The sequence below is a fragment of the Streptomyces sp. NPDC002446 genome (genome assembly GCF_053595675.1).
Genome location: NZ_JBSFYC010000003.1, coordinates 138,575 through 151,147, shown reverse-complemented (window position 1 = coordinate 151,147; position 12,573 = coordinate 138,575). Strand labels below are relative to the sequence as shown.

The following is a 12,573-nucleotide window of genomic DNA, read 5'->3' as shown; positions in this document are numbered from 1 at the left end:
GGGTCAAGCCTGTGGACAAACGGTTCTCCACAGCTTGAGATGAAGACAGGGCGTCCACAAAGGGGAGGCGGGACCATATGCCGGACGAACAGATGGCCAACACCGGCGGACAGTCGTCTGCATCACCCGCCCCGCCATCGCCGGCCGTACGCCCGCTGGACACGATCGACCGCTCGATCCTGCGCATGCTGCAGAACGACGGCCGGGCCTCCATACGCTCCGTGGCCGAGCGCGTGCACGTCTCGCGCGCCAACGCCTACGCACGGATCAACCGGCTGATAGACGATGGCGTCATCCGCGGCTTCAGCGCCCTCGTCGACCAGGAAAGGGCAGGTCAGGGCGCCTCCGCCTACATCACGCTGAAGATCGTCCAGAACTCCTGGCGGACCGTGCGCAAGCAGCTCACCACGCTGCCGGGGGCCACCCACATCGCGCTGGTCAGCGGCGATTTCGATGTGCTGCTACTGGTGCACACCAAGGACAACCGCGAGCTGCGGGAGCTGGTCCTCACCCGTATCCAGTCGATACCGGAGGTGCTCAGCACCCGCACCCTGCTGGTCTTCGAGGAGACCGACCTGGGGCCGGAGGAGGAGTAGGCCGTCAGGCCCTGCGCAGCCCCGCGAACGCCGTACGCACCACGGCCTCGGCGACCTCGTCACGGCTCGCCGCGCCCCCGCGCCCCGGCCGGTACCACTCCACAATCGAGTTGATCATGCCGAAGAGCAGCCGGGTCGCCAGCCGGATGTCCACGTCGTCGCGCAGGTCACCGTCGGCGGCGGCCTGCTTGAGCAGATCGGCGACCTCGTGGTCGAACTCCCGGCGGCGTTCCATGGCCCAGCGCTCGGTGTCCGTATTGCCGCGCACCCTCAACAGCAGTGTCACGTAGGGGAGTTCGTCCATCAGGACCTCGGCCACACGCCGGGTGACGAACTCCAGCCGCTCGATCGCGCGGCCCTGAACGGCTCCCGGCTCCTCCAGCACGGCGAACAGCCCGTCCAGGGCGCGGCTTATGGCACGGTGCAGCAGCTCTTCCTTGCTGCGCACATGGTGGTAGATCGAGGACTTCGAGATACCGGCCGCCTTGGACAGGTGCTCCATGGAGGTGCCGTCGTAGCCGCGCTCGATGAACACCTCGACGGAGACCGCGAGCAGCGAATCGGGCGTATAGGTGTCGCGCTTGGCCATGGTCATGATTAGAGCACCCATTCCTCGAGGTCCGCACGGCGCCGCAGCGCCCAGGACGGTACATAGCGTCCGCCGGCGTTCTGGTGGTGCATCGAATCCAGCAGGTCCCACACCCACTGGGCGCCGAGCCGCTCGACCCACTCCATGGGGCCGCCGGGATAGTTCACGCCCAGCCGCATGGCCGTGTCGATGTCCTCAGGCGTCGCCACCCCACGGGCCGCGGCGTCCACGGCGAAGTCGATGACCATCGCGATCGTCCGGGCGACGATCATCCCAGGTACGTCCTCGATCACGCTGACCTGCTTGCCCAGCGCCTGGAAGAGGCCGACGGCCTCCGCGAGATCCGCCTCGGAGCAGGCCCTGGAGGCGGCGAGGGCGATCCGGGTGGCGGACCGGTAGTCGAGCGCCAGGTCGAAGCGGATGTACCGCTCGTAGACGATGCTGGTCGCCGGATATCCGTTGGTCAGCGCCAGGCACGCGCCACCGGGCAGCCGGATGAAGCCCTCCGACTCCCCCGGCGTGCGGTCACGGGTGACCGGGATGCCCGCCTCCTCGATCAGCTCCCGCAGCACCGCGGCGGGGCCGGGCAGCTGCGCATGCAGGGCGACGGCCTCCGGGGCGGGACAGGGCTCGGCGGTCCGCGGCTCGGGCCGGCGGGCGCCCTCGGAGTAGTCGAACCATCCGCGTCCCGCCTTACGGCCGTGCAGGCCGGACTCCACCAGCCGGCGCTGCGCCAGAGAGGGCGTGAACTTCGGGTCCTGGAAGAAGGCAGTCCACACGGAGTGGGTGACTGCCTCGTTCACGTCCTGCCCGATGAGGTCGGTCAGCTCGAAGGGCCCCATCTTGAAGCCGGCGCCCTCGCGCAGCACCGCGTCGATGGTGGCCGGGTCGGCGACCCGCTCCTCGTAGGCGCGCAGGGCTTCGGCGTAGAAGGGGCGGGCGACGCGGTTGACGATGAAGCCGGGGGTGTCGGCGCAGCGCACCGGCTTCTTGCCCCATGCCTCGGCGGTGTCGTACGCGGTGGTGGCGGCCGCCTCGTCGGTGGCGAAGCCGCTGATCACCTCGACCAGGGGGAGCAGCGGCGCGGGATTGAAGAAGTGCAGGCCCACACAGCGGCCGGGGTGCCGCAGCCGGCCCGCGACCGCCGTCACGGACAGCGAGGACGTGTTGGTGGCCAGCAGGCAGTCCGCCGAGACGATGTCCTCCAGGACCGTGAACAGCTCCTGCTTGGCGGGCAGTTGCTCCAGGATCGCCTCGATGACCAGCGCGGCGTCGGCCAGCTCCCCAAGGGCGGCGGCGGGGGAGAGGCGCTCACGGGCGGCGTCCCGCTCCTCCGCCGAGATCCGGCCTTTTTCGACGAGCCGGTCGAGGCGTCCCCCGATCGCCCCGGCGGCGTCCTCGGCGCGCCCGGGAAGGCTGTCGTAGAGGCGTACGCGATGGCCGGCGACCAGCGCCACCTGTGCGATGCCCTGCCCCATGGTGCCGGTTCCCACCACTGCAACGGTGCTGCTGGTTCCGATGGCCGTCATGGCAGCTGATCCTCCCCGACCGACTTTTCCACAGGCTGGCGGAGCCCTCTTGCCCCGACCGATCGTTCGGTTACTCTAACTCCGTTGGCTTGTCCGCTCCCAGCCCCTATCCACTCTCCGCCCAGCTCGACGAGGAGTTGGTCATCGATGGCCGCCACAATGACCGCAGCGCAGTTGATCGAGAAGCACCGCCCGACCCTCGACCAGACGCTGGAGGCGATCCGCACCCGCGCCTACTGGTCCCCGCATCCCGAGCATCCGAAGGCGTACGGCGAGAATGCCGCGCCCGACGGGCTCGCCGCCTTCGAGGCGCTGCGCGGCAAGCGCTTCGAGCTCGACCAGCCCGGTACGGACGACTGGACGGGCCAGGAAGTCTCCCCGTACGGACCCGAGTTGGGCATCAGCTATCCGCATCCTGACGTGGAGGTGCTGCTGCCGGCGATGCGCGCCACGATCCCCGCCTGGCGGGACGCGGGGCCTGAGGCCCGTGCCGCGGTGTGCCTGGAGATCCTCTCCCGGATCAGCGCCCGCACCCATGAGTTCGCACAGGCCGTGATGCACACCAGTGGCCAGGCCTTCATGATGGCTTTCCAGGCCGGCGGGCCGCATGCCCAGGACCGCGGCCTGGAGGCGGTGGCGTATGCGTACGCCGAGCAGGTCCGCACCCCGCAGCAGGCGGAGTGGTCCAAGCCGCAGGGCAAGCGCGAGCCGCTGGAGCTGGCCAAGAACTTCACGGCCGTGCCGCGCGGCGTCGCCCTGGTGATCGGCTGCAACACCTTCCCGACCTGGAACGGCTATCCGGGCCTGTTCGCCTCCCTGGCCACCGGCAACCCGGTGCTGGTCAAGCCGCACCCGCGGGCCGTGCTGCCGCTGGCGTTGACCGTCGAGGTGGCCCGCGAGGTGCTCACCGAGGCCGGTTTCCCCGCCGACCTGGTGTGTCTGGCAGTGGACAAGCCGGGCGAGGGCCTGGCCAAGGAGCTGGCCGTCCGCCCCGAGGTCCGCATCATCGACTACACCGGCTCGACCGCGTTCGGCGACTGGCTGGAGACGAACGCCCGGCAGGCGCAGGTCTTCACGGAGAAGGCCGGCGTCAACACCGTCGTCATCGAATCCACCGACGACTACAAGGGCATGCTCAGCAACCTGGCCTTCTCCCTGTCGCTCTACAGCGGCCAGATGTGCACCACCCCGCAGAATCTGCTGATCCCCCGGGACGGCATCACGACGGACGCCGGCCCGAAGACGTACGACGAGGTGGTCAACGATCTCGCGGGCGCGGTCGGCGGCCTGCTGGGCGATGACGCGCGTGCCAACGCCCTGCTGGGCGCGATCGTCAATCCGCAGGTCAAGGAGCGGATCGAGGCCGCTGCCGGGCTGGGCGAGGTGGCGCTGGTCTCCCGCGAGGTGACCAACCCCGAGTTCCCCGGGGCGACGGTCCGCACGCCGGTGATCGTCAAGCTGGACGGCGCCAAGCCGGACTCGGAGGCGGCGTATCTGTCCGAGCACTTCGGCCCGGTGTCCTTCGCGGTGGCCGTCGACTCGGCGGCGGACGCGGTGGAGCTGCTGCGGCGCACGGTCCGCGACAAGGGCGCCATGACGGTCGGCGCGTACACCACCTCCGCCGAGGTCGAGCAGCTGGTGGAGCAGGCCTGCCTGGAGGAGTGCGCCCAGCTGTCGCTGAATCTGACCGGCGGGGTCTATGTGAACCAGACCGCGGCGTTCTCGGACTTCCACGGCTCCGGTGGCAACCCGGCGGCCAATGCGGCGCTGTGCGACGGCGCGTTCGTGGCGAACCGCTTCCGGACCGTGGAGGTGCGGCGGCCGGCGTGAGGTGCACCTTGGGGGCCCGGTCCGTTCCGCCGGGCCCCTGAGAGGGCCGCAGCCCCGTCAGACGGCTTCAGGGCCCTCGATCCGCGCGTGCCGGCCGATCCAGGAGTGCATCGCGATGGCGGCCGCGGCTCCCGCGTTGATCGAGCGGGTCGAGCCGAACTGCGCGATCGAGCAGACCAGCGAGGCGTGCCGGCGGGCCTCCTCGGTCAGCCCTGGCCCCTCCTGGCCGAACAGCAGCACACAGCGGCGCGGCAGCTCGGTGGTCTCCAGCGGGACGGATCCGGGGAGGTTGTCGATCCCGATGATCGGCAGCCCCTCGGCCGCGGCCCAGGCGGTGAGGTCCGTGGTGTCCGGGTGGTGACGGACGTGCTGGTAGCGGTCGGTCACCATCGCGCCGCGGCGGTTCCAGCGGCGCTGCCCGACGATATGGATCTCCTTGGCCAGGAACGCGTTCGCGGTCCGTACGACCGAACCGATGTTGAAGTCGTGGCCCCAGTTCTCGACGGCCACATGGAAGTCGTGGCGGCGGGTGTCGAGGTCGGCGACGATCGCCTCGCGCGTCCAGTAGCGGTACTGGTCGACGACGTTGCGGCGGTCGCCGTGCGCGAGCAGCTCGGGGTCGTAACGGTCGTCCTGCGGCCAGGGCTCGGGGTGCGGACCGACGCCGATCTGCGTCCCGTAGCCCTCGTCGTACTGGAGGGGCTCGGCGGGGGCGGTTTTCTCGCTGCTCACCCTACGAGCGTATGGCCACCGCCGCCGTGCCCGGTACGGGCCTCCGGCTCACCGCCTCCGGGGCCGGCGCCCGGCGCGACGGAGCCGCCGCGCGGGAACAGCCGTTTGCGCAGGCCCACGACGCGCGCGGAGAGCCAGGTCAGGAAGTTCGTCGGCAGGAAGACCGCATCCGCCGTGATCATCGCGAGCGAGAAGAACGGCAGTCCCAGCAGGAACGCGATCGAGAGGTGCTCACAGATCATCGCGACCAGCAGCACGTTCTTCAGCCGGCGGTTGAAGAGGGTGAAGGGGAACGCGACCTGGACGATCACCGTGCCGTAGGTGATCACCATGATCATCAGGCCGTTGCTGCCGAGCAGATCGGACAGCCCCGGCCAGGGGGAGAAGTAGTCCAGGTGCATCGGGTAGAAGACCGCGGTGCCGTCCTGCCAGCGCGTGCCCTGGATCTTGTACCAGCCGGCGGTGGCGTAGATCAGGCAGACCTCGACCATGATCACCAGCAGTGCGCCGTTGTGGGCGAGCTTGGCGAGCGTGTCGAGGACGATGCGCGGCTCCCCGGGGGCGTAGCGCTGCACCGCCCACCACAGGCCGTGCGTCACCCACAGGCCCCACAGGACCGTGCTCCAGCCGATGTGCGGGAACGGTCCGTGCTCGAACCAGGTCAGGCCGTGTCCGCCGGCCAGCTGGGCGGCGGCCAGGGCCAGGCCCAGCACCGCCCACAGGATGACGCCGGGCAGATCACGGGCGGTAGGGGCGCCCTCGGTGAGGGCCGCCCGCTTGGCGCGGCGCGCGTCCAGCGACCAGACCTGCCCGCACCGGGTGAGCACGAGATACAGGGCCATCAGGTGGATGACGTTGTCGCCGCCGTCCCCTATGAAGACGCTGCGGTTCTGCAGCGAGAGCACGCCCACCATGAAGAGCACCGACATGGTGCGGGTGCGCCAGCCGAGCATCAGCGCCGCGCTGGCCGCGATGGCTATGAAGTAGACGAACTCGAACCAGCCGCGTCCGTCGGACCAGAGCAGCGCGGAGAAGGCGTGGTTGGCCTCCAGGAGCCGGCGCGCCATGTCCATGCTCCAGGGGCCGTCGGGCCCGTAGAGCGTCTCGCGGTGCGGCCACTCGCGCAGCAGGAACAGCAGCCAGGTCAGCGAGAAGCCGATCCGGATCACGGCGGTCTGGTACGGCGCCAGCGCCCGGCCGGTGACGCGCGCGAAGAAGCGCCCGATGGCGCGCTCGATGCGGGTCTCCTCATAGGGGGCGGTTGCCTTGGGGGCCGGGGGCTCCTGGGAGGCCGGGGACTCCTGGGGGGCGTGCTGCACCTGCTGTGCTTGCTGCTGCGGCACGTCGGTCGGCTCCGTGTTCTGCGGGGGCTGCGGTGCGTGGGGTGCGCTCTGCGGCTGGCGCGGCGTCGGTGACGTCACTGGTTCTTCGCCCCCTCGGGCAGGTCGTCTGCGGTGACCTGCCACCAGGGCAGCACGCGGTACACGGGCTTGGTGCTGATCCGCTCGGCGCTCCACGGCGGCGGGCCGACCGGTGTCGTCTGCGAACGGACCTGGATCCGCTCGACCCGGGCGCCGCCCTCGGTCCACTCCTGCGACAGCCGGAGCATCACGATCCGCCGGATGTAGCGCTCGGACAGCTCACCGCGCGGGCCGACCGGGCGGTTCTGCGCGTTGTGGGTGTTGACGAAGAGCTCCCAGCCGCGGCGCAGCTGGTTCTGCTGGGTGTGGCTGGGCAGCGGATTGTGGAGTATGGCCTGACCGTCACGGGCGGTCAGATCGGTCCAGCCGGTGGTCCGGGCGGCACCGTCCCCGGTGCGCAGCTGTGCGCGGACCTGCACCGCGATGTTCTGCTGGAGGGGGTTGGGCGCGAACAGCTTCCAGTTCTGTTCGTACTCGGGATAGACATAGTCGCTGATCATGGCGCCCTGCTGTTTGCTGAGCGTGTTCGACGGGGCGACGTGCAGAAACATCATCCCGAGATGGATCGCGACGGCGACGGCGACGGCGCAGGCCGCCACGCCTATGACGATCCGCGAGGGCAGCGAGAGCGCGGCCACCGACCGCGTTTCGTCCCCGTATGACTGCATTCCCGCCCCGTTCCCAGATCCCATGCGGTCAAGTCCGCTTCGGAACCGTACCTACGCGACCGCACCGGGCACACCCTGCCCTGCGTTATCCACAGGCTTGACACCCGCGGTCCGCCCACTCACCATTGAACCGAACGATCGGTCGGTCGGGAGCGAGGGGGCACCATATGACGACGATCGCGCCGGAGGAGACGGCCCTGGAGGCCGTATTCGACGCCACCGTGGCCGCGGACGAACGCATCGAACCGCGGGACTGGATGCCGGACGCCTACCGCTCGACTCTCGTGCGGCAGATCGCGCAGCACGCCCACTCCGAGATCATCGGCATGCAGCCGGAGGCCAACTGGATCACCCGGGCGCCCTCCCTGCGCCGCAAGGCGATCCTGATGGCGAAGGTGCAGGACGAGGCCGGCCACGGCCTGTATCTCTACAGCGCCGCCGAGACCCTCGGCACGGGCCGTGACGAGCTGCTCGACAAGCTGCACACCGGCCGCCAGAAGTACTCCTCGATCTTCAACTACCCGACTCTGACCTGGGCCGACGTCGGAGCCATCGGCTGGCTGGTGGACGGCGCGGCGATCACGAACCAAGTCCCGCTGTGCCGGTGCTCGTACGGCCCCTATGCCCGCGCGATGGTCCGTATCTGCAAGGAGGAGTCCTTCCACCAGCGGCAGGGCTACGAACTCCTGCTGGCCCTCAGCCGCGGCACACCGGCCCAGCACGCCATGGCGCAGGACGCGGTGGACCGCTGGTGGTGGCCGTCCCTGATGATGTTCGGCCCGCCGGACGACGAGTCGTCGCACTCCGCGCAGTCCATGGCCTGGAAGATCAAGCGGCACTCCAACGACGAGCTGCGCCAGCGCTTCGTCGACATCTGCGTCCCCCAGGCCGAGGCTCTCGGCCTCACCCTCCCCGACCCCGACCTGGTGTGGAACGAGGAGCGCGAACACTGGGACTTCGGCCCGATCGACTGGGCCGAGTTCCGCGAGGTGCTCAAGGGCAACGGCCCCTGCAACGAACAGCGCATCGGCCGCCGCCGGCGGGCTCATGAGGAAGGCGCCTGGGTGCGCGAAGCGGCCGCCGCACACGCGGCCAAGCACGGGAAGGCCGACCGATGACGACACTCCGCCCCACCGCAACCCCGGCCGCCGCCGAGGGCGCGACCGCAGCGCCCGCGGACTGGCCCCTGTGGGAGGTCTTCGTACGCAGCCGCCGCGGCCTCTCCCACACCCACGCCGGCAGCCTGCACGCGCCGGACGCCGAGATGGCGCTGCGCAACGCCCGCGACCTCTACACCCGCCGCTCGGAGGGCGTCTCCCTCTGGGTGGTGCCGTCCGCCCAGATCACCGCCTCCTCGCCCGACGAGAAGGACGCCTTCTTCGAGCCGGCCGGCGACAAGCCCTACCGCCACCCGACCTTCTACGAGATCCCGGACGGGGTGCATCACCTTTGATGAACGTCACGGCCACCCCGGCCCTGCCCCTCGGGGACGACGCGCTGATCCTCTCCCACCGCCTGGGCGAGTGGGCCGGCAACGCCCCGGTCCTGGAGGAGGAGGTCGCGCTGGCCAACATCGCGCTGGACCTGCTCGGCCAGGCCCGGGTGCTGCTCTCCCTCGCCGGCGATGAGGACGAGCTGGCGTATCTCCGCGAGGAACGTCAGTTCCGCAACCTCCAGCTCGTCGAGCAGCCCAACGGCGACTTCGCCCACACCATCGCCCGTCAGCTCTACTTCTCCACCTACCAGGAGCTGCTTTTCGAGCAACTCGCGGGCGGGGAAAGCGAGTTGGCGCCTCTCGCCGGGAAGGCCGTCAAGGAGGTCGCCTACCACCGCGACCACGCCGAGCAGTGGACACTGCGCCTGGGGGACGGCACCGACGAGAGCCACACCCGGATGCAGCGCGCCCTGGACGCCCTGTGGCGGTTCACCGGCGAGATGTTCGAACCGGTGGCGGGACTGGAATCGCTGCCCTGGACGGCACTCCGCGACGCCTGGACGGACCGCATCACCGCCACGCTCGGCAAGGCCACCCTCGCCGTCCCCGAAGGTCCCCAGCACGGTGCCTGGACCGCCGGCGCGGGCCGCCAGGGCCTGCACACCGAGCCGTTCGGACGGTTGCTTGCCGAGATGCAGCACCTCCACCGCAGCCACCCGGGAGCGACATGGTGACCACCACCGCCCTCGAAGCGGAACTGCTGGCGCTCGCCGGCTCCGTTCCCGACCCCGAGCTGCCCGTGCTCACCCTCGCCGAGCTCGGCGTACTGCGCGATGTCCGGCTGACGGCCCCGGACCACGTCGAGGTCCGCCTCACGCCCACCTACACCGGCTGCCCCGCCATCGAGGCCATGTCCGCCGACATAGAGCGCGTGCTGCTCGACCGCGGCATAGCCGAGGTCGAGGTCCGGACGGTCCTCAGCCCGCCGTGGTCCACCGACGACATCACCGCCGAGGGGCGCCGGAAGCTGGCCGAATTCGGGATCGCACCGCCGCGCCCCACGGGCCCGGCCGGCGGACCGGTCACCGTCGACCTCACGATCCGCTGCCCGCACTGCGGATCGACCGACACCACCCTGCTGAGCCGGTTCTCCTCCACGGCGTGCAAGGCGCTGCGCCGCTGTGAGTCCTGCCGCGAACCCTTCGACCACTTCAAGGAGTTGTGATGTTCCACCCGCTCCAGGTCCGGGAGATCGAGCGGCTCACGGACGACGCGGTGGCCGTCACCTTCGCGGTCCCGCCCGAGCTGCGTACGACCTTCCGGCACACCCCCGGGCAGCACATCGCGCTGCGCAGAACGGTCGACGGCCAGGAGATCCGCCGCACGTACTCCATCTGCACCCCCGCCACCGACGAGCCCGTACTGCGGGTGGGCATCCGCCTCGTCGAGGACGGCGCCTTCTCCACCTATGCGCTCAAGGAGCTGACGGTCGGCGACACGGTGGACGTCATGGCCCCGGCCGGGCGGTTCACCCTCGCGCCGCGCCCCGGCCACTTCGTCGGAATCGTCGGCGGCAGCGGCATCACGCCCGTGCTCTCCATCGCTGCCACGCTGCTGGCCCAGCAGCCGGACGCCCGCTTCTGCCTCCTCCGCAGCGACCGCACGGCGGCCTCGACGATGTTCCTGGAGGAGGTGGCCGACCTCAAGGACCGCTACCCCCAGCGCTTCCAGCTCATCCACACCCTCTCCCGCGAGGAACAACAGGCCGGCCTGCCCTCCGGCCGCCTGGACGAGCCCCGGCTGCGCTCCCTCCTGCCCGCCCTCCTGCAGATCGACTCCGTCGACGGCTGGTACCTCTGCGGTCCCTACGGCCTGGTCCAGGGAGCCGAGCGTGCCCTGCGTGCCCTCGATGTGCCCCGCTCCCGCATCCATGAAGAGATCTTCCACATAGACAACGGCGCTCCGGCCGCCCCGGCCGCCGCCACCCCCGCACACAGCACCGTGACCGCCACCCTCGACGGCCGCTCCGGCACCTGGCCGGTCGACGACGGCGAGCCCCTGCTCGAAACGGTGCTCCGCAACCGCGCGGACGCCCCCTACGCCTGCAAGGGCGGCGTCTGCGGCACCTGCCGGGCCTTCCTGGTCTCGGGCGAGATCCGTATGGACCGCAACTTCGCCCTGGAAGCCGAAGAGGTCGACGCCGGTTACGTCCTGGCCTGCCAGTCCCATCCGGTCACGGAGAAGGTCGAGCTGGACTTCGACCGGTAGGGCGGCGATCTGCGGCGGTGACGATCGGCTGGCTGCGAGCGGCGGTGACGGTCGACGTATGCGGGTGGCACGTTGACGGTCGACCGGTACGGACGGCCTTGACGGTCGACCGCTACGGACGGCGTTGGCAGTCGGCCGGTAGCGGATTGGCCGGTAGCGGTCGTTGCGGGCGCGCAGGGCGCCCAGGGCGCGCATCCCGCTCCAACGGACGTACCGAGCACGCCATCCGCCGCCCTCGCCCCCCCGCCCAGCCTTCGTGTTCCACCGTCCGCGCCATTCCCAATTCCTGGAACCTGTTCTACCTTGACGCTTCGTCAGATCGAGGCGGCGCGTGGGAGGACAGACCAGTGGACTTCACCTTCAGCGAGGAGCAGCAGGCCGCCGTCGAAGCGGCGAGGGCGGTCTTCTCGGGAGTCGTTCCCGACGGTGTGCCGAGCCCGGCGCTCACCGCGGGCGCGGTCGCCGACGACTTCGACCGCGCCCTGTGGCGCAAGCTCGCCGACGCCGATCTGCTGGGCCTGACGATCGGGCCCGAGCACGGCGGCGCTGGCCTCGACCCGATCGCGCTCTGCGCCGTACTGCGCGAGTCGGCCGAGGTGCTGGCACGGGTGCCGCTGCTGGAGTCCGGCGCCGCCGCGCTCACCATCCAGCGCTACGCCACCGACGAGCTGCGCACCGAGGTGCTGCCCGGAATCGCCGCCGGGGACCTGGTCGTGACGGTCGCCTCCGCCGGCCGCACGGGGCACGAGCCGGCCGAACTCGCCGTCGACGCCCGCCAGGAGGGCACCGGCTGGGTCCTCGACGGAATCCAGACCGCCGTCCCCTGGGGCCCGACCGCAGACCGGATCCTGCTGCCCGCCCGCACCCGCGAAGGGCACGCCGTCCTCGCCCTCGTCCCCCGTGCCCACCCCGGCGTCACCCTCGACGACCAGATCTCCACCAGCGGAGAGCGCCACTCCGAGGTCCGGCTGGATTCCGTGCGTATCAGCGCCCGGGAAGTGATCGGCGGTCCCGCCGCCTGGGAGTCGCTGCGCAATCTCCTGACCACCGGCACCTGCGCGCTCGCCCTGGGCGTCGGCGCACGCGTCCTCGCGATGACCAGCGACTACACCGGCAAGCGCGAACAGTTCGGGTTCCCGGTGGCCACCTTCCAGGCCGTCGCCGTACAGGCCGCCGATCGCTTCATCGACCTGCGCGCCATGGAAGCCACGCTCTGGCAGGCCGCCTGGCGCATCACGACCGACGCCCCGGGCCCGCTACCGGCCGCCGGAGACGTGGCGGTCGCCAAGATCTGGGCCTCCGAGGGCGTACGCCGCGTCGTCCAGACCGCCCAGCATCTGCACGGCGGCTTCGGCGCGGACACCGACTACCCGCTGCACCGCTACCACGCCTGGGCCAAACAGCTCGAACTCTCCCTCGGCCCGGCCGCCGCCCACGAGGAGGCCCTAGGCGACCTGCTGGCGTCGCATCCCCTGGGATGAGCGGAGCAGCCGGGCGCGCGAACG

At 70.7% G+C, this 12,573-nt stretch carries 13 protein-coding genes; 8 read left to right on the top strand and 5 right to left on the bottom strand.

Translation table 11 applies throughout. The features are described 5' to 3' along the window. The first annotated feature begins 77 nt into the window (after positions 1-77). Positions 78-596, top strand: coding sequence for an Lrp/AsnC family transcriptional regulator (locus ACWD6P_RS03885; protein WP_451442390.1), 519 nt, complete (start codon positions 78-80; stop codon positions 594-596). A 4-nt stretch (positions 597-600) separates the two neighbouring features. On the opposite strand, the gene ACWD6P_RS03880 is transcribed toward ACWD6P_RS03885, so the two are convergent. Both ACWD6P_RS03880 and ACWD6P_RS03875 read right to left on the bottom strand, forming a co-directional pair. Beyond that, positions 601-1,191 carry a TetR/AcrR family transcriptional regulator gene (locus tag ACWD6P_RS03880; RefSeq protein ID WP_451442389.1) on the bottom strand — a complete coding sequence of 197 codons (591 nt, stop codon included), beginning with the start codon at positions 1,189-1,191 and terminating at the stop codon, positions 601-603. Between the two features lie 2 nt (positions 1,192-1,193). Beyond that, entirely contained in the window at positions 1,194-2,714 is a 1,521-nt protein-coding gene (locus ACWD6P_RS03875) for a 3-hydroxyacyl-CoA dehydrogenase (RefSeq protein ID WP_451442388.1), read from the bottom strand. Positions 2,715-2,861: 147 nt separating this feature from the next. On the opposite strand from ACWD6P_RS03875, the gene paaN reads away from it, so the two are divergent. Then, a complete protein-coding gene (gene paaN, locus ACWD6P_RS03870) occupies positions 2,862-4,544 on the top strand; it encodes a phenylacetic acid degradation protein PaaN (RefSeq protein ID WP_451442387.1) in 1,683 nt (560 codons plus the stop codon). 57 nt (positions 4,545-4,601) lie between these two features. Here paaN and ACWD6P_RS03865 read toward each other — a convergent pair whose 3' ends face one another. The 3 genes from ACWD6P_RS03865 to ACWD6P_RS03855 are packed head-to-tail and all read right to left on the bottom strand — an operon-like array spanning position 4,602 to position 7,365. Continuing rightward, complete coding sequence (locus tag ACWD6P_RS03865; protein WP_451442386.1) at positions 4,602-5,276, bottom strand: TrmH family RNA methyltransferase; 675 nt, start codon at positions 5,274-5,276, stop codon at positions 4,602-4,604. Beyond that, a complete protein-coding gene (locus ACWD6P_RS03860; RefSeq protein WP_451442385.1) occupies positions 5,273-6,697 on the bottom strand; it encodes an HTTM domain-containing protein in 1,425 nt (474 codons plus the stop codon). The genes ACWD6P_RS03865 and ACWD6P_RS03860 overlap by 4 nt, the downstream gene beginning before the upstream one ends. Beyond that, complete coding sequence (locus ACWD6P_RS03855; RefSeq protein WP_451442384.1) at positions 6,694-7,365, bottom strand: DUF5819 family protein; 672 nt, start codon at positions 7,363-7,365, stop codon at positions 6,694-6,696. The genes ACWD6P_RS03860 and ACWD6P_RS03855 overlap by 4 nt, the downstream gene beginning before the upstream one ends. 167 nt (positions 7,366-7,532) lie before the next feature. Between ACWD6P_RS03855 and paaA the strand changes: the two genes are divergently transcribed. From paaA to ACWD6P_RS03825, 6 genes are all read left to right on the top strand, one after another. After that, the gene (gene paaA, locus ACWD6P_RS03850; RefSeq protein WP_451442383.1) at positions 7,533-8,483 is read left to right on the top strand and encodes a 1,2-phenylacetyl-CoA epoxidase subunit PaaA; all 951 of its coding nucleotides are present in this window, start codon (positions 7,533-7,535) and stop codon (positions 8,481-8,483) included. Continuing rightward, on the top strand, positions 8,480-8,818 hold the full coding sequence (gene paaB, locus ACWD6P_RS03845; protein WP_451442382.1) for a 1,2-phenylacetyl-CoA epoxidase subunit PaaB: 339 nt from the start codon (positions 8,480-8,482) through the stop codon (positions 8,816-8,818). Before paaA ends, paaB begins: the two co-directional genes overlap by 4 nt. Continuing rightward, positions 8,818-9,534: a 1,2-phenylacetyl-CoA epoxidase subunit PaaC gene (paaC, locus tag ACWD6P_RS03840; RefSeq protein WP_451442381.1), complete on the top strand. Its 717-nt coding sequence runs from the start codon at positions 8,818-8,820 to the stop codon at positions 9,532-9,534. The genes paaB and paaC overlap by 1 nt, the downstream gene beginning before the upstream one ends. Continuing rightward, positions 9,528-10,025 (top strand): 1,2-phenylacetyl-CoA epoxidase subunit PaaD, encoded by a 498-nt coding sequence (gene paaD / locus ACWD6P_RS03835; protein WP_451442380.1) that lies wholly within the window; start codon positions 9,528-9,530, stop codon positions 10,023-10,025. The genes paaC and paaD overlap by 7 nt, the downstream gene beginning before the upstream one ends. Then, positions 10,025-11,068 carry a 2Fe-2S iron-sulfur cluster-binding protein gene (locus tag ACWD6P_RS03830; protein WP_451442379.1) on the top strand — a complete coding sequence of 348 codons (1,044 nt, stop codon included), beginning with the start codon at positions 10,025-10,027 and terminating at the stop codon, positions 11,066-11,068. The genes paaD and ACWD6P_RS03830 overlap by 1 nt, the downstream gene beginning before the upstream one ends. A 347-nt stretch (positions 11,069-11,415) precedes the next feature. After that, positions 11,416-12,549, top strand: a complete 1,134-nt coding sequence (locus tag ACWD6P_RS03825) for an acyl-CoA dehydrogenase family protein (protein WP_451442378.1) — start codon at positions 11,416-11,418, stop codon at positions 12,547-12,549. Positions 12,550-12,573: the final 24 nt, after the last annotated feature.

Excerpts from the sequence above, each read along its gene's own strand:
- ACWD6P_RS03875 (WP_451442388.1), bottom strand. The coding sequence starts at position 2,714 with ATGACGGCCATCGGAACCAGCAGCACCGTTGCAGTGGTGGGAACCGGC.
- ACWD6P_RS03855 (WP_451442384.1), bottom strand. The coding sequence starts at position 7,365 with ATGCAGTCATACGGGGACGAAACGCGGTCGGTGGCCGCGCTCTCGCTG.
- paaA (WP_451442383.1), top strand. The coding sequence starts at position 7,533 with ATGACGACGATCGCGCCGGAGGAGACGGCCCTGGAGGCCGTATTCGAC.
- paaD (WP_451442380.1), top strand. The coding sequence starts at position 9,528 with ATGGTGACCACCACCGCCCTCGAAGCGGAACTGCTGGCGCTCGCCGGC.
- paaB (WP_451442382.1), top strand. The coding sequence starts at position 8,480 with ATGACGACACTCCGCCCCACCGCAACCCCGGCCGCCGCCGAGGGCGCG.
- paaN (WP_451442387.1), top strand. The coding sequence starts at position 2,862 with ATGGCCGCCACAATGACCGCAGCGCAGTTGATCGAGAAGCACCGCCCG.
- ACWD6P_RS03885 (WP_451442390.1), top strand. The coding sequence starts at position 78 with ATGCCGGACGAACAGATGGCCAACACCGGCGGACAGTCGTCTGCATCA.
- ACWD6P_RS03830 (WP_451442379.1), top strand. The coding sequence starts at position 10,025 with ATGTTCCACCCGCTCCAGGTCCGGGAGATCGAGCGGCTCACGGACGAC.
- paaC (WP_451442381.1), top strand. The coding sequence starts at position 8,818 with ATGAACGTCACGGCCACCCCGGCCCTGCCCCTCGGGGACGACGCGCTG.
- ACWD6P_RS03880 (WP_451442389.1), bottom strand. The coding sequence starts at position 1,191 with ATGACCATGGCCAAGCGCGACACCTATACGCCCGATTCGCTGCTCGCG.